The organism is uncultured Methanobrevibacter sp. (assembly GCF_902784195.1).
Lineage (GTDB): Archaea > Methanobacteriota > Methanobacteria > Methanobacteriales > Methanobacteriaceae > Methanobrevibacter.
Genome location: NZ_CACZTX010000001.1, coordinates 118,608 through 139,606 on the forward strand (window position 1 = coordinate 118,608; position 20,999 = coordinate 139,606).

At 45.2% G+C, this 20,999-nt stretch carries 23 protein-coding genes and 1 pseudogene; 19 read left to right on the forward strand and 5 right to left on the reverse strand.

Translation table 11 applies throughout. The annotated features are described in order from the left end of the window. Window positions 1-263 precede the first annotated feature (263 nt). The gene (locus tag QZU90_RS00605; RefSeq protein ID WP_296854830.1) at window positions 264-395 is read right to left on the reverse strand and encodes a hypothetical protein; all 132 of its coding nucleotides are present in this window, start codon (window positions 393-395) and stop codon (window positions 264-266) included. Between the two features lie 337 nt (window positions 396-732). Between QZU90_RS00605 and QZU90_RS00610 the strand changes: the two genes are divergently transcribed. Then, on the forward strand, window positions 733-867 hold the full coding sequence (locus QZU90_RS00610) for a hypothetical protein (RefSeq protein WP_296854832.1): 135 nt from the start codon (window positions 733-735) through the stop codon (window positions 865-867). Between the two features lie 874 nt (window positions 868-1,741). On the opposite strand, the gene QZU90_RS00615 is transcribed toward QZU90_RS00610, so the two are convergent. Then, window positions 1,742-2,212: a hypothetical protein gene (locus QZU90_RS00615; RefSeq protein ID WP_296854834.1), complete on the reverse strand. Its 471-nt coding sequence runs from the start codon at window positions 2,210-2,212 to the stop codon at window positions 1,742-1,744. Window positions 2,213-2,470: 258 nt separating this feature from the next. On the opposite strand from QZU90_RS00615, the gene QZU90_RS00620 reads away from it, so the two are divergent. The 8 genes from QZU90_RS00620 to QZU90_RS00655 all read left to right on the forward strand — a co-directional run bounded on the left by QZU90_RS00620 (window position 2,471) and on the right by QZU90_RS00655 (window position 8,117). Beyond that, window positions 2,471-3,520: an XkdF-like putative serine protease domain-containing protein gene (locus QZU90_RS00620; protein WP_296855315.1), complete on the forward strand. Its 1,050-nt coding sequence runs from the start codon at window positions 2,471-2,473 to the stop codon at window positions 3,518-3,520. Between the two features lie 40 nt (window positions 3,521-3,560). Then, entirely contained in the window at window positions 3,561-4,598 is a 1,038-nt protein-coding gene (locus tag QZU90_RS00625) for a phage major capsid protein (RefSeq protein WP_296854837.1), read from the forward strand. Beyond that, window positions 4,564-5,007 (forward strand): hypothetical protein, encoded by a 444-nt coding sequence (locus tag QZU90_RS00630; RefSeq protein ID WP_296854839.1) that lies wholly within the window; start codon window positions 4,564-4,566, stop codon window positions 5,005-5,007. The genes QZU90_RS00625 and QZU90_RS00630 overlap by 35 nt, the downstream gene beginning before the upstream one ends. A 112-nt stretch (window positions 5,008-5,119) precedes the next feature. Then, window positions 5,120-5,437 carry a hypothetical protein gene (locus QZU90_RS00635; RefSeq protein WP_296854841.1) on the forward strand — a complete coding sequence of 106 codons (318 nt, stop codon included), beginning with the start codon at window positions 5,120-5,122 and terminating at the stop codon, window positions 5,435-5,437. Window positions 5,438-5,439: 2 nt separating this feature from the next. Further along, window positions 5,440-5,877: an HK97 gp10 family phage protein gene (locus QZU90_RS00640; RefSeq protein ID WP_296854843.1), complete on the forward strand. Its 438-nt coding sequence runs from the start codon at window positions 5,440-5,442 to the stop codon at window positions 5,875-5,877. Next, window positions 5,874-6,383, forward strand: coding sequence for a hypothetical protein (locus tag QZU90_RS00645; RefSeq protein WP_296854845.1), 510 nt, complete (start codon window positions 5,874-5,876; stop codon window positions 6,381-6,383). The genes QZU90_RS00640 and QZU90_RS00645 overlap by 4 nt, the downstream gene beginning before the upstream one ends. Before the next feature lie 10 nt (window positions 6,384-6,393). Next, entirely contained in the window at window positions 6,394-7,671 is a 1,278-nt protein-coding gene (locus tag QZU90_RS00650) for a phage tail tube protein (RefSeq protein WP_296854847.1), read from the forward strand. A 5-nt stretch (window positions 7,672-7,676) separates the two neighbouring features. Next, window positions 7,677-8,117, forward strand: a complete 441-nt coding sequence (locus tag QZU90_RS00655) for a hypothetical protein (RefSeq protein WP_296854849.1) — start codon at window positions 7,677-7,679, stop codon at window positions 8,115-8,117. A gap of 326 nt (window positions 8,118-8,443) precedes the next feature. Here QZU90_RS00655 and QZU90_RS00660 read toward each other — a convergent pair whose 3' ends face one another. After that, window positions 8,444-8,767, reverse strand: a complete 324-nt coding sequence (locus QZU90_RS00660) for a hypothetical protein (protein ID WP_296854851.1) — start codon at window positions 8,765-8,767, stop codon at window positions 8,444-8,446. A gap of 17 nt (window positions 8,768-8,784) precedes the next feature. Here QZU90_RS00660 and QZU90_RS00665 point away from each other — a divergent pair, with 17 nt between their 5' ends. Both QZU90_RS00665 and QZU90_RS00670 read left to right on the forward strand, forming a co-directional pair. Continuing rightward, a complete protein-coding gene (locus QZU90_RS00665; protein WP_296854852.1) occupies window positions 8,785-8,961 on the forward strand; it encodes a hypothetical protein in 177 nt (58 codons plus the stop codon). Further along, window positions 8,904-11,516 carry a hypothetical protein gene (locus tag QZU90_RS00670; protein ID WP_296854853.1) on the forward strand — a complete coding sequence of 871 codons (2,613 nt, stop codon included), beginning with the start codon at window positions 8,904-8,906 and terminating at the stop codon, window positions 11,514-11,516. The genes QZU90_RS00665 and QZU90_RS00670 overlap by 58 nt, the downstream gene beginning before the upstream one ends. Window positions 11,517-11,597: 81 nt before the next feature. Here QZU90_RS00670 and QZU90_RS00675 read toward each other — a convergent pair whose 3' ends face one another. Continuing rightward, window positions 11,598-11,741 carry a hypothetical protein gene (locus QZU90_RS00675; protein ID WP_296854855.1) on the reverse strand — a complete coding sequence of 48 codons (144 nt, stop codon included), beginning with the start codon at window positions 11,739-11,741 and terminating at the stop codon, window positions 11,598-11,600. 9 nt (window positions 11,742-11,750) lie between these two features. Between QZU90_RS00675 and QZU90_RS00680 the strand changes: the two genes are divergently transcribed. The 8 genes and pseudogenes from QZU90_RS00680 (at window position 11,751) to QZU90_RS00710 (ending at window position 20,544) form a co-directional block, all read left to right on the forward strand. Then, entirely contained in the window at window positions 11,751-12,782 is a 1,032-nt protein-coding gene (locus tag QZU90_RS00680) for a hypothetical protein (RefSeq protein WP_296854856.1), read from the forward strand. Window positions 12,783-13,165: 383 nt separating this feature from the next. Further along, window positions 13,166-13,429, forward strand: a pseudogene (locus tag QZU90_RS09645) (Ig-like domain-containing protein); the annotation flags it as partial. Window positions 13,430-13,765: 336 nt separating this feature from the next. Then, window positions 13,766-14,287 carry a hypothetical protein gene (locus tag QZU90_RS00685; RefSeq protein WP_296854858.1) on the forward strand — a complete coding sequence of 174 codons (522 nt, stop codon included), beginning with the start codon at window positions 13,766-13,768 and terminating at the stop codon, window positions 14,285-14,287. 1 nt (window position 14,288) lies between these two features. Then, on the forward strand, window positions 14,289-17,231 hold the full coding sequence (locus tag QZU90_RS00690; RefSeq protein ID WP_296854860.1) for a hypothetical protein: 2,943 nt from the start codon (window positions 14,289-14,291) through the stop codon (window positions 17,229-17,231). 3 nt (window positions 17,232-17,234) lie between these two features. Continuing rightward, entirely contained in the window at window positions 17,235-19,523 is a 2,289-nt protein-coding gene (locus QZU90_RS00695; RefSeq protein ID WP_296854862.1) for a transglutaminase domain-containing protein, read from the forward strand. After that, window positions 19,520-19,702 (forward strand): hypothetical protein, encoded by a 183-nt coding sequence (locus tag QZU90_RS00700; RefSeq protein ID WP_296854864.1) that lies wholly within the window; start codon window positions 19,520-19,522, stop codon window positions 19,700-19,702. Before QZU90_RS00695 ends, QZU90_RS00700 begins: the two co-directional genes overlap by 4 nt. A gap of 4 nt (window positions 19,703-19,706) precedes the next feature. Beyond that, window positions 19,707-19,865: a hypothetical protein gene (locus QZU90_RS00705; RefSeq protein WP_296854866.1), complete on the forward strand. Its 159-nt coding sequence runs from the start codon at window positions 19,707-19,709 to the stop codon at window positions 19,863-19,865. Between the two features lie 232 nt (window positions 19,866-20,097). Beyond that, window positions 20,098-20,544: a cysteine peptidase family C39 domain-containing protein gene (locus QZU90_RS00710; protein ID WP_296855317.1), complete on the forward strand. Its 447-nt coding sequence runs from the start codon at window positions 20,098-20,100 to the stop codon at window positions 20,542-20,544. A 293-nt stretch (window positions 20,545-20,837) separates the two neighbouring features. On the opposite strand, the gene QZU90_RS00715 is transcribed toward QZU90_RS00710, so the two are convergent. Further along, window positions 20,838-20,963, reverse strand: a complete 126-nt coding sequence (locus QZU90_RS00715; RefSeq protein ID WP_296854868.1) for a hypothetical protein — start codon at window positions 20,961-20,963, stop codon at window positions 20,838-20,840. Between the last annotated feature and the right edge of the window lie 36 nt (window positions 20,964-20,999).

Consider the following 20,999-nt stretch of genomic DNA (forward strand, 5'->3'; position numbering starts at 1 on the left):
ACCGTGAGAGATGTCGGATTCACCATTGAGGAACGGTTCTTCCTTACTGCTCAGGAATTGGAGTATTCCGAAGTGGGAGAGGAACACGAGAGCGTCATTGACAGAGCCATCGCGTTGCTGTACACGAAGCTTAGAACCAAAGACTTCGAGTTCACAGACGAAGAACAGGAACTCTTGGAGGACGCTTTTGTCATTGTCAGCAACCAATAGAGCACAGGTGTTTTTAGAGGGACTTTACGAAGTTCCTCTTTTTTTATGAATCACTATCTATGTATTTGGGTAAAAGTCGGAAGTTCGTAGGGTCGACATGAGATATAAGGAACCTGTTGTGAGATTTGACAGGTTATAATCATAACCATATGAATCTCATGGCATTCCTTTAAGGATTCACCCACGAAATCATGGTTCCGTCTCGTGTGAGAACACAGGTTTATGAGGAATAGTGAGATGCCATTCATTTAGGGAGTCAAGGGGTTGGATAGTGGACTCTCTGAAAAAGTTCGTTCTCGTGTGATATTTGAAAATAAAATTAACGGAAATGGTCTAAATTGGTAAATTATCGGTAGTAAATGGGTAATTTAGACCAAAGGAGTTAAAAAACCTTCAGAAGACCTATGCTCAATGGAGCGATAAGGTATCTGAAAAAGGAGTTGGTGAAAAAAGGTCATCGAAGGCAGGAGCAAGGGTCGATAGGGTGTCATGTCATAGGTTACTGCAACCGTAGACTGCTCCATGAAAAATTTCCGAAATTTTGGTGGTGAAAATAGGGTAGGTGGCATTACAAGTGAAAAAGTCCAAGCAATCGTTTTCAATGAACGATGGCAAAAATCACTCACCGACTCTCTGAATGTGATTTTACACTTGTAATGGTGGTATTTCAAAAAGTATTACTCAGTAATACTTTTTTCCCAAAAAAGAACCAAAAATACCAATAAAATAAGGTAAAGAATGGTTCTGCATTAAGCTATCTGAAGGAACCCGTTCAGAGAAAAGTGAGATTCTGGTCTCTCCTGTTCTCGCCAGTGATCTGTTGTGGAGAGAAAAATGGTTGTCCTTTTGTTTAGGGTGTAATCAAGGCACCGTAGAGCGTTGAAAAAAATTTCACTTTTTGAGATTTTGAACTGAAATTTTTCCCAAATCACTCAGTAGGAACTCAGTAAGCACTCAGTAGTTAGAGTGAAAATTAAAAAAATAGTAAAAATTTTAGTTTTTATATAAGCAGAATTTAGAAAATAGAAATGTATTTTTAAGTATGAAATTTATTAATTAAACAGTACATACAAAAATCCTACTAATAATATTAAGCATATTGCACAAGGTAATAAGAATGCAAAACCACTAACCATAATATGTCTCCTTAAAAAAATTAATTATCCTATATTTTAGAAAATAATTATTATAATGCTGTAATCATATCATAAGTGTTCATATGTTTTTTAATTTAAAGCTTTACAAAAAACACTTGCAACAATTACAATAAATATGAACATTCCAAAGCCAGCAGCCATACCTGCATTCAAATGGCTATTTCCAAATATGATAGCAATAATAAACATTACAAATATTACTAAACCAACATATATACATATATCTCCTGTATCACTCAATTTTTCACCACCAATTATAATTAATTATTCATCGTGATTAAAATTCTCAAAAACATTACATAATATCTTGCACGAAAAACAACAATCCTGTTATTTGCCATGCAATCATATAAAATAGATTAATAATTATGTACTTAAACCGAATTTATTGTAGGGTTTTTATCATAGAAGTCAATGATTTCTTGAAGAGTCATATTCATCTTTTCTTCTGAAGGTGATGTGTCTAGAGTCTCATTATTATAAACTTCAAATATATAATTATGACCATTTGTATTGAAAGTCATAAAATAACCCCAAATTTGCATGGATCTATCAATGAAATAATATGTTTGAGGACTACTATTCATGCTTTCAACAACGTAATCAGTATCATTTTTAGTAAAACTATATAACTCCTCATAATCAATATAGCCTATAAATCCTTTCATGCCTTCAGTTGCTTCAAATGAAACTAAATCGTCTTTTTCTTGTGTAATATTTGCATCATCTGGTAATTCGAATGTGTAATCTTTAACTGTTACCTTTTCTCCAGCACTAACTGAAGAAATGCTAACTGCAATTATTCCTATAATGAATAATGCCAAAATAATTTTTTTCATTTCCAAAATTAAACCTCCTCAATAACATTCTACAAAATTAAATTTATTTTTAATATTATATAATTTTTATTAATTTTTATTCAATTAATGTCAAAATTAATAAATATAAATCATAAGATGTTCATTATTCAAGTTTCGAAAACTTATATTATGATTTTTTATTATAAATTATAAAACTTTGTTAAATTATTTTCATTTTTTTCTAATTTTCCACTATGTTGGTTGAAGGCTATAAGCCTGTTCACCAAATTTAGCTATTTTTCAATGGAGTGTTTTAGTATTATAGAAGTTGTTACAAAATCAAGAGATTCTTTGCTTATAACAGCTCCAGTATTAGTTCCAGGTGAAAGGGATTGCGAGTTCATATACGGCGAGGAGCCGTTGACCGAGGGTCAGATAAGGCAGATTGCACATGAGTATCTGGCAAATTACAGCCTTGTCGACAAGAACCATGAGTTCTTCGAGACCAGAGAGGTCATAGGCGTTCCTGTGGAGTCATATATAACTAATGAGCCGATAAGCCTCAAGGGCTTGGACGGAACAGTCAACGAATATCCTAAGGGAACCTGGATAGCCACCACAATGATAACTGACGAGGAGGAAATGGAAAAGGCACTCAATGGAGAGTACACTGGATACAGCATAACAACTGTGAGCAAGAAGTTTGCAGACAAGCAGATCCAGCTGCCGAGAAGGGTTCTGATGAAAGACATCAAGGACCCAGTGGGTTTCACCATAAGCCTTGTCAGGAAGCCTTGCGTAAGAGGAGCTAAATTTTGCAGTATGAAAGAAGATATAGAGAACGGTGATGTTGTGAGCGAAAATATAGACGATAAGTTGGAAGAGGAAACCAAAGGCTTCGTCCAGTCCATAAAAGGAATCTTCAACAAGGAAGATGACAAGGATGACAAGAAGCCTGAAGACGAGGATATCGAATTGGACATCAAAGCCATTGTGGACGAAGTTACCAAGGATTTCGTCAACACCGACGATTTTGAAACCTTTAAGAAAGAGTTGGAGAAGGAATTGTCTGAAAAGTTCGAGACCTTGGGAACCGAGCTATTCAAGGCTATCAGGAAATCCTTGGAAAAGGAAGAGGATGACGAAGCCAAGAAGAAGGAAGATGACGAAAACGATGAAGAAGATGATGAGGAAGAAGTAGAGGGCAATGACGATTCACAGAACGTCCAGTCCAGCAAATCCATTCCAAATCATGACATCAAGGACAACCAGAAGGTTGCAAAGACCGGAGCCGCACGTGTCTATGAAATCATGGGCAGGGACAACACAGGCTCTGCAGTCAGGAAATTATAATCATACATCAACAGTTTTATTTTAGGAAAGAAGTGTAACTATGGGAAACGAAGCTACTTTAAACCAATTGGTAAACGAGCAGGAAAAGGCAGTCTTCAAGTCCATGAGGACTGACATGGAGACAGGAAAGGCTGTATTGAACGTCGAGCAGTTAGGTTACTTCCTCAGGGAAGCAACCTTGGACAATACAATTTTAAGAGATGCGGACTTCAAGCTGATGAAATCTTTCAAGAAGCATCTCAACAGGGTAGGAATAAACGGAAGAGTCCTCACAAACGGTTATGACGTGAACGGCGAGACCGACCCTGAGATTCCTGCGGCTGACGTCGACTTCGGAGCAAACGAATTGGACGTCAAGAAGCTCAAGGCAATGTGCGAAATCGAGGATGACGAGAAGGAGGACAACATGACACAAGCCCAATTCGAGCAGACCCTTCTCCAGATGATGGGAGAAAGGATTGGGGAGGACTTGGAATACTGGGCATTGTTTGCTGACAGCGAAGTTGCAAGAAGCGACGATCCTCTTCTCAACACAAATGACGGATGGCTCAAGAAATGCGCAAACCACATATCCAGCAGGTCAATAGCTCCTAGCAATGGAATGTTTGACATTGAGGACGGTCCTGAAGCGATGTTCGACGCAATGATTAAGGCATTGCCTCCAAGATTCAGGAAAAACAGGAGAATGCTCAAGTTCTATGTTCCTTTTGAAGTCGAGGACGCATACAGGAACATCCTCATAAACAGAGGAACTGGCTTGGGTGATTCCGCACAGATAGGGTTCAATGCCTTGTCCTACAAGGGAATACCTATTGAGCATTGCTCCACCTTGGATGATGAGGACGGAAGGGGAATACTGGGCAACAGGGTATGCTCCATGCTCACAAACCCTAAGAACTTGGCTTACGGAATATGGAAGAATCTTTCTGTAGAGCCTGAAAGGATTGCCAAGAACGAGCTCACAAGATACTGGTTCCGTATCCGCGGCGATGTGGACTACTACTTCCGTAACGGAGCAGTTGTAAGCGTAATGAATTCAAGCGATGCGGAGGCGTTGCCTGAACTCTCCAGAGCATAATGGTATGATTTCGCATATCATTGTGCTTCTCATTTGCTTTATAGGATTGGTTGAGGCGATACTGATGGCATTGGTTGATTGGGAGGACTTGGCAATATCCGTTCACAAGTCTCCTAGAAAGCTTTATAATGTTTTGAAGGATGAGTTAGGTCTTCCTGAATGGAACGAACTGTCTGTGATTGAAAGGAGAAGCATGAAGAAAAGGTATGCTGTCATAAGAGATTCCTTTCCTGAGTTGCCTCCATGGGAAGAACTTTCCGTCATAGACAGGAGAAGCCACAAGAGACTCTACAAACTTATCAAATCAGTTTATGATGGAGACTATGATGACAGTCCAAGCTTGGAAGGTCCACCAGCAGCAGTCGGTCCTCAGAAGGAGATTCCATTGGAAGAGGCAGAGTATCCTTGATTGAGGAGATGGCAATATGACTTGGATTGGTACGGAAGATGTCATCGAGTTCACAGGAGTCAAGCCTCAGACATTCAGGTTCGAGAAGGGAGACACCTCCAGCCTGGAAACATTGCTTGAGAAGTGGATTCTGCAGTCAGAAGGACTTATAATATCCTACTGCAACTACGATTTCAATGACTTGGAGGAGATACCTCCAGCAGTTGTTAATGTCTGCCTTAGGCTTACTGCAAACATGGTCGCATTGGCTCAGGCAAGGAAGGACACTCCCGTAATTCAGGTCAAGGAATGGAACGTGCAGACTGTCAGTTCCAACATATTCTCAAATGACTTGAAAAGGGACTTGACTCCTTTCGTGCATGAAAGGAAAAGCTACAAAGGAGACGAGATTGACTTCTTCGTCATCACTGGAGATGATGACTCTTGGTGAAATTGCAGATTGACGTTGAGGAACTCAAGCCATTGGAGCCAAGGTTCAAAAAGGTTGCTAAAAGGACAGTTGTGTTGACTGCAAATGAATTGCAGAGAAACCTCAAGAAGTTGAGTCCTGTGGATCATGGAAGGCTTCAGGGCTCTTGGGTAATCTTCCAGACAGGAGAATTGGAAAGGACTGTGAAAAGCAGTGCAAAGTATGCCATTTTCGTAAATGATGGAACAGGTCTGTACGGTCCTTTTGGTCATAAGATAAGACCTAAGAACGGAAAGTTCTTAGCCTTTACACCAAACAAAGGAAAGTTCAAGGGAAAGCTTGTTGTGGTTCCATGGACTAGAGGACAGAAGCCTCAGAGGTTTGTTGAGAGAAGCATGGAAATGACTGAAAGGAGAGTGCAGGAATTTATGATTAGGGCAATGATGGAGATGGACTCATGAAATTCGTAAATACTGCTTCGCTTGTTCCTCAGACTGTAAAGGCATATCTTGAACATGAGATAAAGGAAGGAGGATTGCTTGAGGATGTGGAGACACTGATTCCATCCGTGAACAGTGATGTTCCTGTGGACCCTCCTGCGATATGGATTGTGCAGCACCCTACTACAAGATGGGTCAATGACAAGGCGAATCTCTCCAATAAGATTACATTGTCAGTTCCATTCGAGTTCGTGTGCGTAGAGTACAGCGATGACTTGGAGGAGGCTGAGATATTGGGAATCAGCCTTGCAAGCAGGGTCGGCTCAAGCCTGATGAAGAACTTCAACAAGGTGAAGGTTGACGATTCCATGCCAAACAGGTTCTTCCACAAGCTGGAGTTCGAGACATTGTATCCAGTAGGAGAGGTAACGGTTGTAGGAAAGAGCGAAAGGATACCCGCAACCAGCATAATCTTTAATTTTGTTTATATTGTTGATTGGTTGAAATGTAATAGAAAGTATGATTAGGTGAGATTTTATGGGAATTCGTGTTGTAGGAATTAAGGAAGAGGCAAGGTATGGAGTTGCTGAGTCAGCGCCCGACTTCCATCAGGAAGTGAGCAAGGCAAAGGCTTCCCTGAACTCAACTCCAAACACAAAGTCAAGCGGATCAAGGATGAAGAAGAAGGCAAGGGCAGGTGTGTACAAGCCTACTGCCAACATCGAAGGTGAGGTTGACCTTAAGAGGATAGGGCACTATCTCAAGGCATTCCTGGACAACTATCACTTCACTGACGGAGGCTCCAGCCCCAACACCCATGAGTTCTGGGGAGGAGAGAACAACAAGTTGAGCAGCTTCACCCTTTGGGTTACTTTTGACATATTCGAGAAGACCATTGTGGGCTCCTTGCTTGACAACTTCAAGATGGAGGTTAGCGACGAGTACATGAAGTTCACTGCTGACTTTGTATACAAGACAGAGACAAGCGATGAGATTGATGACATGGAAGATTATGCAGTCAAGCTTATCGACGGAGATTGGGCATTGATGTTCTATGATGTTTCCGTTGAGATAGACGAGTCTGCACCTCCAGGAATCGTTTCAAGCTTCAGCTTTGAAGGAAAGAACAACATCAATGTCGACAAGACAATCGGATTGGGTAGCCGTGGTCCTCAAAGGAAAGCCGCTGCTCAAGGAAGGGACATAACCATTTCATTTGTTAGCACTTTGGAAAGGGAAACCTTTGAACTGATACAGAAAGCGGAATATGGTGAAGTCGGAAATGGACCGTCTGAATGCAAGCTTTGCAAGATTCCGTTAAAACTTATCTGCAATGTCTGTGAGGACACAACCGACAGGCTTGAGATCACATTCCCCGAGTGCATATTTGCGGTGGACTATGAGTTGAGCGAGGCTGACGAGATTGAGGTTACATTCAACTTGGACGCCATGGGAACAGGCTATGCCACAAAATTGGATGGAACCCGCGTATTGACAGACATGTATTGCAGGCTTGTGAATGACCAGCCTGAGATAAAGAGCGGTGAAGGTGTAACAAGCGCTACCGTAAGGCTTACAGTCAAGGACGAGAATGAACAGCCTGTATCAGGCAATGTTGCAATTGTCAACAGAGTTACTGAAGAAAGCCTTGAGGCAACCACAGGCAGTGCAGGAGGCTGTTCCTTCAATGATGTGGCTCCTGGAAGGTATGATGTGATTGTTGAAGGGTACGAGGTTGTTTCAGGAAGCATTATATCCGTAAATGACATTGACGAAAGCTTTGACATTACTGTTGAAGAGATTGAAGAGGATTAGGTATCATGGTTGTAGTAAAGAAATCAGACATCCTGAAGGGTGTCAAGAAGATTGAAAAGGTGAAGATTGACGCTTTGGATGGGGACGAGATGTACTTGAGACCCCTTTCCCAAGCGGAAATCAATGAGGTTGATGAGATTGAGGCAAAGGCTATGGGCATATTCGAGACCAACGAGACTGCCCACAGAGGAAGAAGGCAGAAGCCAAAGAGTGTAGTCGAGAGCAAAGGAAAGATAAATCTCGAATTGCAGCAAAAGGCACAGCACCAGGCTAAGACCAAAGCCATCTTCATGTCATTGGACAATGAGAAGAATGTCGGCGAGGAGGCTTGGAGCGAGACAGAGATTGAGCAGATGCCTCACAAACTTTTTGAAGAACTGTTTTCCCATGTCCGCAGATTGAGTGGAATAGAACTCTCTGAGGATGAGGTAGATACCTTTCATTAAATCAAAGGAAGGTAGGCAGATTCTATGGTTGGATTACTGCGGCTACCATTTGACAAGGTGTCAAAGTGATTTAACCATACTGCAAGCTGTCTTCCTGACAAAAGGAAGACTTGAACTATATCAGGAAATGAATAAAGTGGAAGAAAGTAAATTTTAGCTATTTTTCAGGAGTGAAGGAGAATGCCGTCAAGCAATGTAATGAACATAATCGTCAAGGCAGAGGACATGGCATCATCTGTCGCCCAAAAGGTTGAAAACAGCTTCAGGAAATTGGGAAACACAATTGACAGCACCTTTACAACATCACTTTCAAACACAAAATTCAATCAGGAACTCACTTCTTTTGGAACGGACTTGGACAAGGTAACCCAAAGGCTGAAGCAGGTAGGAGTCAACGGACAGTCAAGCTTCAACCAACTCACCAATGCAGAAAGGAGAACATTGGAAAAGCTGGGCGAACTGGATCCAGTATCTGCAAAGGTATTGCAACATCTGACAAGAATAGGAATAACTGGAAAGCAGAGCTTCAACCAGTTATCTGCTTCTGAGCAGAAGGCATTGATGACTATGAAATCGACTTCTGAACAAATAGAGGAAGTCAATTCAAAGCTTAGAGTGGTAGGAATAGGTGCAGCACAGGCAGCGAACATGCTGAATCAGATGAAGCTTGACCCAAGCATTGGCTCAAACCTGGACAGGGCAAAGCTCAAGGTTTCGGAAATGGGCTATTCCCTTGACAGCACAAAGGGAAAGATACTTGTCTTGGGCACAGCAATCCAGACCAGTTTGGGCAACAAGTGGGACTCCATCAAGACCAAGGTTCAGACCACAGCCACAAACATAAGGACAGCATTGGGAAATGCCATCACTTCCGTCAAGTCAAAGGTCCAGAACTTGGGAAATGCCTTCAGCGGTCTTGGAGGAATAATATCCTCTGCAATCGGTGCGATAGGAATGGCTTCCATCTCACAGCTGACTGTCGGACTGGCGATGAACCGTGAGAGGATGACTGCACTGACAAATGCCACAATGGGCGGTGCGAAGGCAGGAGACCATCTGCTCAACGGGTTCACTGGTGTGAACAAGGTCTTCAAGGACTTGAACGGGAACTCAACAAACTACTTCATGGGTCTTGACGAGATGACCAACCACAGCCTTGTCTCATTGGACGATTTGGGACAGGCTATGTCAACAATCAAGATGTCCACAGGAATGAGCAATGAGGAATTGATGATGTTCTCAAGCACCGTGAACGATGTAGGTCAGAGAGCTATCCTCATGGGAAAGAGCGGTGAGGAGGCGATTTCCCTCATGCAAGCGGCAGGAAGAGGATTGAACGGTGAGTTCGACATGCTCAAGTCAAACTTCGGAATCACCAAGGAGACACTCACAGACCTTGGATGGAGCGGTGCGGCTGACGATGTCGAGGGCTATCAGATGGCTTTGGACAAGGCTCTTGAGAAGGGCGGAGACATGGACGGAATGCTCGACACCACAACAGGGCACCTTGAGACATTGAAGAAGAACTTCCGTGTCGCAGGTAGGCATGTGGGAGAGATGTTCACTCCATACATAGACATGGCTGTGCAGAAGCTCAATGACTTGAATGACAGGTTTCCTGGATTGTTTCAGGGGCTGATAGGCATTGCAGGCGCAGTCAGCGGATTTGCAACTGTCGCTCCAAGCATCGCCCCCATGATAAGCGTTTTCAATGATGTGGGAAGTGCCGTCAAAAAGACAGCAGGATTTTTGGGGTTGATGGAAGTTGCTGAGGACGCAGTTACATTGAAGTCCACATTCCTGACAATAGCTCAGATTGCAGGTGCGGACGCTGCTGTGCTTCAGACTGCCGCTAACAGCGGTTTGACTGCAAGCTTCTGGGCAATGGCTGCTGCGATATTGGCTAACCCTTTGACTTGGGTAGCGGTTGCATTGATAGCCATTGCAGTTGCAGTCTATGAAGTAGGAAAGAGCTTCGGATGGTGGACTGATGTGGGCTCAATGATAAGTGCCATAACAGCAGGTCTGCACAGGCTTTGGAGCGCATTCATCAACAATCCTAACGTACAAGGATTCCTGAAGGACCTGTCTAACGCTTGGAATGACATATGCGAGGCGTTGGCTCCTGTCATAGATTGGGCTAGGAAGGCTTGGAACGAGCTGTTCCCTCCTAGCGCCACAGGAAGCTTTGACATCGTAAGGGCGATAATCGATGTGTTCGGACAGTTGGGAGACTTCTTGGGCAAGGTTGTGAACAGTGCGAAAAGCGCTTGGGAAGCCATTGGAAGCTTTGGCGTTGCATTGGCTATCTTGGGTCCTGTCGGACTGATAGTCGAGGCTTTGAGAAGGATTGTCTGCATATTGCTGGGCTGTTCACCGGGAATCGTTCCTGCATTGAGGCAGACACAGGCTGTCTTCATGAGCGTATTCGGTGCAATAGCTGGATTCATTGGAGGTGCAGTCGGCAATATCGTGAGCATTCTAAGGACAATCATATCCTCCTTGACAGGAATCTTCACCCGTGTAGCGTCCATCGTCATGACAAACCTGACAAGGACAATAAGCTCCGTTATAAGTTGGGCTTCCACTATCGTGAGCAAAGGGAAGAGTGCCTCCAGCAAGTTCCTGTCTAGCGTTGTCAGCTATTTCAGCCAGTTGCCTAACCGGGTTGGAAACTACATCTCCAGCACCACAGGCAGGATTGCCAGCGGCGCTTCCAGTTGGGTGAGCAATGCAAGGAGCAAGGCTTCAGGTGTAGTAACTGCTGTTACAGGACAGGTCAGCAGATTGCCCGGAAAGGTATACAGCGAGTTCATGGGAATCGGCTCCCGCATGCTGAGTGCAGGAAGCCAGCTGGTCGCAAAGGCTCGCCAGATAGGAAGGAACATCGTCAGCGGACTGTTGAGTTCAATGGGAATTGCCTCTCCAGGTACAATACAGAGGAAGGTTGTCCTGGAGTTCGAGAACACTCTCGGAAGGGTCGGAGACATGACCTCAACAGGACTGACTGTCGGAAGGGCAGTCGGAAGCAGCATAGTGAACGGCTTCAGCGATTTTGACCTGACAGCCCCTACCTTGAAGGCAGACTATGCTCCTGATGACATAAAGCTGAACAACATAGCGACCGATGAGATCACCGGAAAGGACTTCGACACAAGGACTGGAGATTTCGTCGAAGTCGAGAATGAGCTTGTTGTGAGCGGAGAGCTTACCTTGAAGCATGAGTTCATAAACCTTCCTGATTCAGTAAGCGAGGATGAGGTGCTTAGGCTCATTGAGGAGTCCACCTTGAGCGACGAATTCATACACAAATTGGTGAACAGCAAGCTGTTCCAGAACCTTGACTTGAAGGTGAAGGAGAAGATAAAGCTTAAATTGAATCGTAACAGAGGAGTCTAGACAATGAAAAGCTACATTTTGCAGCCCAATCACGTCAGAGGATTGGGCAACATATTGGACAATGAGGACAACATAGAAGGTCTATATTGCAGGGTGCAACAGCAGAACACAACCGTTGACTTTGAGGAGGTCATTATGAAGACCTATTACATGGGAACAGGCAGTGAGCTGACAATAACCTTCATCACTGACAGCTTCAGCATTCTGCCCAATTCCACAGCCCACATCGATGTCATGGTTACTGACGAGGAGGACAATCCTGTAAGCGGCGTTGACCTTTACATTTATGATGACGATGAATTGATTGCCCAGCTCGAGACCGGCAATGACGGTTTTGGAGTTGGCGATGAATTGATTGGCTTTGATTTCAGTTCCGAAGCTAGCGGAAGGTACAGCCTTAAATGTGTGCTTCCAAGACAGGACACCTATCTGGAGTCCGTCAAGGAGGTTGCAATCAATGTATATGAGCAGACCACTCTAACATTGAGCATTGATCCGTCCGAAATTGACAGCCTGACTGATACTGTTACATTGTACGGAACTCTGATTGGAGATGAGAGCTTCGGCATTGTCGGGCAGTCAGTGAAATTCTATAACGGGGATGAATATTTGGGAGAAGGAATGACTGATGACGATGGTGTCGCCACCTTGGTTGTCAATGTGAGCACCCTGTCCGACATTGCAGAGGAGACTGTCATCTTCGAGGACAGCTGCTCATCCTCAAGCGGCTTGACAAATTATGGCAGCTCAATACCATTGAGAAGCGGTACTGCAACCATCGAATTTGACGGAACAAACCTTTGCTATGTCATTACGAATACTGGAAGCCAGAAGGAGTCATTCATTCCTATTACTCCATTGACTGGACTCACCGACAATTTCACCATAGAGTTCGACAGCTATATCAGTGGAACAGACGGGTCAAGCGGATTTGTCATCTACAATGACGCCAACAATTGGTACAAGTTGACAGATGACGGAAACAACAAGTATTGGGTAGGATACAAGGTCAACGGCTCCTTCACTGAGATTCCTAAATATCCTGGCAACACCTATCAGATGTGGATCCACAGCAAGTTCACGGTCAAGGATGGCGTCTTCAGCGTAGTAATAAGTGATTTTGAGGACCATAGTGTGATTGCCAGCTACAGCGTCAATCTCAATGGCTTCACAATAAATGAGAGCACAAGGTTCGGCATAGATTCCGAATGGCAGTTGAACAGGAAAACCTATTACAGGAACATTGTAGTCAAGCAGATAGCTTAGGAGTGAAAATCATGTTTAAGTTCAAGGCAGTTTATGAGGAGACGGAAAGGTTTTTAGGTGCAGAATCACAGGTTTCTGAGATTGAGAAATCGTTGGCAGTTCCTATCATCGACACCTTGGTTCCTACTGGAACCTACAATGTTGGTGATGTGATACCTATCACAATAGCAATAATCAACAGGAATGGAATAGGCATTGATAATCTCAACTTTACGCTTAATATAAACAACACAAACTACAGCAGAACCACAGATAATGAGGGCTTATACACATTTAATCATACCTTGGTAGGAGAGGATAATCTGGACATCACAATAACCACAGTTGCCAATGACATTTACCAAAGTGCAGTGCTCAACAAGACTATAGAGATTGACAGCAGGGTGAACACCAACATCTCACTCACCACTTCGACCACCAGTACCAGCTTCAAGAACAGCTTCACCATAAAGGCTACCTTGACTGATGAGTCAGGAAATGCTGTGAACGGTCAGATTGATTTCTATCAGGACGGAACAAAGATAAAGACTCTAAGCACATCAGGCGGTGTCGCAAGCTTCAGCCATACTGGAAGCGTCGGAACACACAGCTATTATGCCGTCTTCGGAGGAGACAGCAGCCATTTCGATTCTACAAGCAAGACTGTCAATGTTACACTCACAAAGGACACGCCGACAATCACTGCCCTCACAGGAGACATCTATCAGGATTGGGTTACTGCATGTGTCCTCAAGGACAGCAAGGGCAATGTGCTGAGCGGAAAGACTGTGAGGATTTCAGTCTCCCGCGACAACTCCAGCTTCAGCAATTATGACAGGACAACAGATAGCAGTGGAAAGGCTAAGCTGACCATGAACTGGACTCCAACAAAGGTCTATGTCAAGTACATCTTCAGCGGAGACTCACAGTACAACGCCAAGACACTCACAACCACATTCACCATACTTAGTCCTAAGTCCGTCAGCAAGTATGTCGGAACCATCGTGAGTAATCCTGCTAGCGACAGCGCCCCTTACCGTAAGTGGTACGACACATACACCAATGGCGATGACAATAATCTCAGGGCAGGTAACACCTGTTCCTCCGCACCTATCGGAGGTAAGAACGGTTCATACAACCGTCCTGCCAACATCGAGAAGTCAGGTTTCGGATTCAACATTCCTACAACAGCGACAATCACCAAGATTGTCTGCACATGGAAGAGCAAGCAGGGAACCTGCTCAAGCAACACCGCATACATAAGCATTCCAGCAGGAACGGTCAAGCTGACTGGAAGCGGAAGCGGAACCACTCTGAGCGGAACAGGCACAAAGGGCGGAAACGGATCATACACCAGCAGCACTGTTACTTGGTCCAATCCGGGAGCCACTCCAAAAGGAGTGAACAGCTCAAGCATGAAATTGGTATTGTCCCACGGAGCCAACACCACCACAAACCCTGGACTGTTCTATGTCATCGGTCCTACTCTCACAGTATATTACAATCCAGCCCAAGGAAGTGTATAATATGGTTACTAGTCAGAAATTCTATGCGAAGAGCATTTCACAGACAAGCGAGAGCACAGTCTGGAACAGCACAAATCCGAAGAACCCTAGAAAGTACAGGAAGTTCATCAATCTGGACGCCTTGAAGGCTGATGACAGCAACTATGCGACTTGCAGCAACTTGGGAGGAAAGAACGGAACTTGGAACCGTCCGTCCACAATAACTCTCAAGAACTTTGGGATAACCCTTCCTCAGAACATCAAGATCACCAAGATCATCGTCGGATATGCACATAGCAAGATAACCTACAGCAGCAAGACAGCCTATCCTACAATAGCTGCTCCGACCATTTCCCTCATGAATGTGAGCGGAAGCGGAAAGGGAAATGCGGTGCCTGTGAACTACACCAAATGCACAAAGAGCTTCAATGTGAGCGCAACACGGGAGAAGGTCATGAGCGGCAATTTCGGAGTGAAGATAGACTATCCTCAGAACACTTCCACCAACTTGGCGGGAATGAAGCTCGGATATGTCTGGGTGCAGGTCGTCTATGAGGAGATCAGGAAGAAGGTCAGCGGTGCGGTCAAATCCGTTACACCAAATTCCTCCTCCAACAAGTCCTCCCTTATGAACACCATTGACGAGAACCTTGACATCAACTATTCTGCAAACAGCGTCTATGTCGGAGGGCAGTTTGCAATCGACTTGACCGTAAGCACAAGCGTCGAGACCAGTTCATCATTGAGGTTCAGGATTGACTTGGGAGAAGGGTTCAGCTTCGGAACAAAGATTGGAGGAGACGGAGACATCGGGGAGACCATCTCCAACATAGGCGACAGCGGTCTCTTCTGGACGGTGAACACTGCAAACAGGACTGCTGCTGTCAGCTTCAGCCTGAATGCATTGAGGACTGGAACCCACTACATCACGGTTACCGACACCTCAAACAGCAGAGTCATCAAGAAGTTCGGTATCGTTGTGCTTGACGAGTACTGCGTTGTGTTCAGCGATTTGCCTAGCTATGCGCTAGAGAACGAAACGGTTACCTATGGCATTGAGGTTTTCACAACCAATGAAAGGACAATCGCCAAGACATTGAAGATTGAGTTTCCTAGAGAGGTCCTGATACAGAACTTTGAAACAGAGGACGGCGTCCTGACTGACGTTTCAGACTCAAATGGGTCTGCATTGAATTGGGAAGCCTTATTCACCGAACAGAAGGCTGGGTGTGAGCTTACCATAGAGCTTACCAGCAGCGGCGTCTACGGGCAGGTCATCACTGACGTTTCCAAGGAAATGGTTCTGGAGACCGATGAGATCAAGGTCAAGCCAATCACATTGACCAAGCCTTTCTTCTGCAGGACCGAACTTGACGAGGAAGTCATAAATCGCCTTGGGGAAGGCATAACCTACAATGCCTCCTGCTACATGAAGATTGAGATTGACGATGACGTGAATACAGTCGCCAACGAGCAGGACATCTTCGAGCCATATGAGCACAACTATCGCTTCGGAATCTATCAAGGAGACTTCGATGACGAGGACGAGGTCTTTGAGAGCACAGTCTGGAGCGAGCCTGTAAAGGAATTGGGAATCTGGACCAAGCTTGAGCTTAACTTTGTCTTTGACAAGAGCTTGCCAGTCTACCTGATCAGGACTGGAGAGTACATTGAGAATCAGGCAACCTATGTGCAGGTATACTTCACTGAAGCCTGCATCATAGAGGGTTCTGTGAACAACGGCTTTGAGCATGGAGGAAATTATCCTGTCCCTATAAGGGGCTTGAATTCATTGGCGGACTTCTCACTGTTCGACATGAAGTCATTGGACAACACAAGCCCAGTGAGGCTGTACGGCTTGGATATGGACGACCTTATCCTTGAGGATATTGTGGTTGAAGGGATAACTGTATACTTGGACGTGAACTGCGACAACAGCACAAATCTCCTGTGCAATCTTGTTCTGCCGAACGGAAAGGTGGGGCACAGGAGCGTCAACATCGACGAGGACACCAACGGAACGATAGCGATAGGCGGAGACTTTGACCTTTGGGGCTTGGACTTCGAGGACTTCATCGTCGAGATACTAGATGACATCGAGATTGAGCTGATAGCGCAGAACTCCTTCCTGCATGACAGCCTCCTTGAGATAGGCAATGCGAGGATAGAGTTCCATTACTTGGAGCTTGAGGAGGACTACATCGAGTTCTGGGTGAATGGCGTGAGCTCCAAATACTACAACATATTCCTCACAGATGTTCAGGGAGTGAGCGGAGCCAACAATGACGTCAGCTACTATCAGGTCAGCGGCTCCGACAACACCTTGGCTTACCTTTCAAGCATTGAATCGAAGAGCCTTGAATTGGAGTTCTATGTCGGAAGCTGCACAATCGAGGAAGCCACCCTGTTCCTTCAGAAGTTCAGCAAGCTGCTCACCAACGATAAGGACGAGTTCAGCAAGCCTGCCCTCAACACCATAAGGTTCGCCCACATTCCTGACCTTGAGTACGAGTTCATACAGGAGAAGGCAATCAAGGAGAAAATTGAGACTGGGGAGTACAGCTGCAGCGTCAGCCTGGTGATTCCTGACGGCACAGCATACAGCGTCCATGAGTCCTTGTGCGTAGGCACAGGAGTGAACAATGGGATAGCCAAGGTCAAGCCGATTATCCAGCTGCTTGCCTTGAGCGATGAGATAACCGTTACCGAAGAGGTTACTGGAAAGAGCTTCATCATATTCTCCACAGGAGAGAACGATGTCGAGGTCAATGACATTGTCCTGATTGACTGTGCAAGCAGAAAGCTCACCAAGACCACAATAAATGAGGACGGAAGCTTCGACACAGTAGACATATCAGACCATGTCGACTATGACAGCGACTGGTTCAGCATCATCGGAGAGTTCGACTTCAACAGCGGAGAGTCAGCTCTCGTTCAGGCTGTAAGGTTCCGCGAGAGGTGGTAGGCTATGGTTGTTGACATCATAGTGCTGTCTCCTGACGAGGAGTTCATCGCATGGCTTGACAGCACATGCGTCTACATAGAGGAGACCTCCCAGTCAGAGACAATCCGTGAGATAACCTTGGAGCACAGCCTGAATGACGATACTAAAATCAAGAAGTGGTACAGGCAGGGCAACAAGATATGGATAAGCGGAGGTCATGGTCTGAAGCCCTGCCTCTATGTGATAAACCAGGAGTACAAGATTGACTACTGGCAGAAGGAGACTGTTACCTTGGAGGCTGAGGAGGTCCTTGTCGAGCTGAACAATGTCGAGCTCTACAGCTATACCGGAAGCAGCGAGATTGCTGTGGACAGGAGCTTCCTTGAAGGAGTGTTCGGAGACTACTATGACATAGGAACAATCGACAGCTTCGTGAACAGGCAGAACAACAAGATACTGCCTGTCGGAACGATGACATTGATTGAGCTTCTACGCCTTATCGAGAGCGAGACAGGAATGGTCTTCGCAACCCGCTACGAGAAGGCAGGAAACAATGTGATAAGAAGGTATCTGGACTTGAAGCAGGTCGACAACATAGGATTCACATATTCTCAGGCTCTCGACATAGGATACAACACAGACAATCTTGTCCATACGGTAAGCGAGACAGACACATACAGGGCAATGGCTCCCAAGCTTAGCCTTAGCGACAGCAGTGACGAGACAAGCGCCACTGCAATGACAAAGAGCCAGCTGGGCACCATAATCAGCCAGTACAGGAGCCTTGCAGTCAGCAAGGGAGACAGGATTCCTATGATAATCGAGAAGCGTCAGGAGAACAATTCCGAGACTGAGGTTGTAACAGCCTACTGGTATGCTCCGTTCAACAAGAGGGCTAACAACCTGTACGTTGAGGACGATGCAGGGGCTGATTCCGACTACAGCACCACGGAAGCCAACTACAACCAGATCTACAGCAAGAAGAACAGGAACGGCACAATTAAGGTTCCTAAGGTCGGAACAGTCTCGACCAGCGAGACAAACAAGTATGCCATCTACAATGCCTGTGCGAGAGCCTTGCTTGAGAAGAGGTATCCTGACATCGAGATTGAGGTGAGCGTTGCAGACCTGAACCTTCTGGTCGGCGATGACAGCTATTTCCATGTCTACGATACCGTCTATGTGAAGATTCCAGGATACAACGAGCTGATACAGGCTAAGATAACAAAGACTGTCAAGACTCCGAATGACAGCGGAGCTAACAGGATAACTGTAAGCAATGCCAAGATAGGAACCAAGGTGACCCAAAGGGACACCAACATCTCCATTTCCGACACCACAATAGCAAAGAAGGGTCAGAAGCTTGCAGGAATCCTGTACAGCGAAGGCATTCCTCTCGGAGACGAGATAGTGAGCCTAAGCTTCCAGAAGTATGTCGATGAGGCTGAGCCGAAGATTGCAGACACTTCAAAATACTCATCATCAAAGAAGTCCACAAAGACCAAGACCGTAACGGAGAAGGTGAAGAGGACAGATGTCATAACCGCTTGGGGCTACAACACCTGCGCATGCTGCGGATATCCTAAGAACCCTTATAAAAAAGTCAGGAAGACATACCTGAACAAGTGTCCGAGATGCGGAAAGGCAATGGTACTGAAGGACAATCCGAAGAAGTGCAAGGACGGGGAGATAACATGCTCTGCGTGCGGAGCGGACTTCTGCATCAACTGCGGAGGCGACAAGCAGGGAAAGAGCTACTGCAAGAAGTACAGGCTCACATCTGCAAGCGAGTACACAACCGTTACCAAGAAGGTGGACGTTGTCTCCACAACCAAGAAGAAGGAGGAGAAGAAGTCCAATCCTGACGATCCGACAGACAATACCGTCGCTAAGGCACAGATAAAGAAATATAACATTCACAAGGACGTTGTCGCAAAAGCCCGCAGCATTTGCTGGGGAAAGAGGACAGACAAGTCCAAGATGAGAGCCATCGCTGACTGGATGGGTCTTGGTAACAGCGGCAAGATAAAGTACGAGAGGTATGCCTGCACCAAGAGAGGCGCTAGGAAGACCTTGGAGGCTCGGAAGGGCAATTGCGCAGACCAGGCTCACCTGTGCATTGCATTGGCACGTGCGGTCGGAGTCAAGGCTCGGTATGTCCACCGGTGGAACCACTACTACGGAGAGTACAAGATCGACGGGAACTGGTTCGTTGTGGACACCGTAACCAGCAAGGGCTGGGGACACTACTGGAGCGGTAGCGGCTATCTGATTGGCAAGGGAAACAGCTTGAAGGGTTGTAAGGTATCATGACAGGAAGCGAAGGAAGGACATTGAAGTCCATGAAGACATACACAAGGACTACGGATTCGGAAGGCAGGTTCAGCATTCCAATCAATCTTGCGAAGGGAGACTATGTGGTTACCGTGAACTATGGCGGAGGGGTCGAGTACTCTCCGTCAAACCGCAGGATAAGCCTGAAGGTGAAGTGATTCCATGATTGATGAGAGTTGCAGGAACTGCGCGTTTCTGAATGAGGATTGCCCTCCGTACTACTGTGATTTCGGAGAGGACAATCCAGTCATTTGTGCTGTGAAGATGAGAAAGATGAAGGAATATAAGAAAAATAAGTTAAGGAGTTGTTTAGATGGTTAGATTTAGCAAAGCGATGCTCCAGGACGGAGCGAAAAGGATTTTCAAGTGGTTGAAGAAGGGCGAAGGTTTGCCAAGTTACCTTATCATGTACGATATGGACAGGAACAAGGAGTACAGATTGACTCCTAAGGAGTATGCAGGTCTCTATGAGTCAAGGAACATATTCTGGATAAAGAACGGAAGGGAGCCTAACTATGTTACACTGACTTCCGTTGCAAGGAATCCTCTTGTGATGGACTACCAGAACACCAACTACACCTGCTGTCCTACAAGCTTGGCGATGGCTAGCATGATTTTGTATCACTATCGCTCTGAGAGCACCTGTGCAAAGGCTCTTGGAACTTCCAAGGGCAGTGGTACAAGCCCTGCTCAATTGATAGCGAATGCTCCTAAGTTAGGGTTCAGGATAATTCCAATAGCTAGAAACAGCAAGGAAGTGAAGAAATACTTGAAGAAAGGTTTCCCGGTAATCTGCCATTGGCAAGTGAATCAGAGCAGGAACTGCAAGGGAGACTATACTGGAAATTTCGGTCATTACGGTCTCATTTGGGACATGACCTCAACCCACTACGTAGTGGCAGATCCTGCAAAGGGAGTGAACAGGAAGTACAGGTTTGCATGCCTCGACAATGCCAACAAAGGATACAGGCAGAACTATTATGTTGTCTGCCCTGCATAGGTTACTTTGCACATGCTCTGTAACAACCTTTTTATGTTGTGGAGTGCAACTATATTATACAGGACATGGCTTTTTCCTTTGATATTGTGAAGGGAGTAACCATATATTCAAGCCATGTTCGATTTGAGATTATCCTTAGTGGTTTGGCATTGAAGGATGTAAGGGTAATCTCTCCCTACTCTCTTTTTCTTATTATTTTCAATAATTTTTTTTAGTTTTCAAATGCTCTTAGGTATCCTCTTTATATGCCGAAATCCAATGTATTATCAGGAGGCATGAAAGTTTTTTTCTCACTACTTCTTGCTTTTTTTTACTTCTGGGTGTACTATTTTTCCTTTTGTGCCTCTGAAGAGATTATCCTTAGGAAGTTGGTTTTGCAGAACTCTTCTGTTTTTGGGATGTAACAAGGATAATCTCAAACCATCTCTTTTTACAAAAATTTAAATACAACAGAA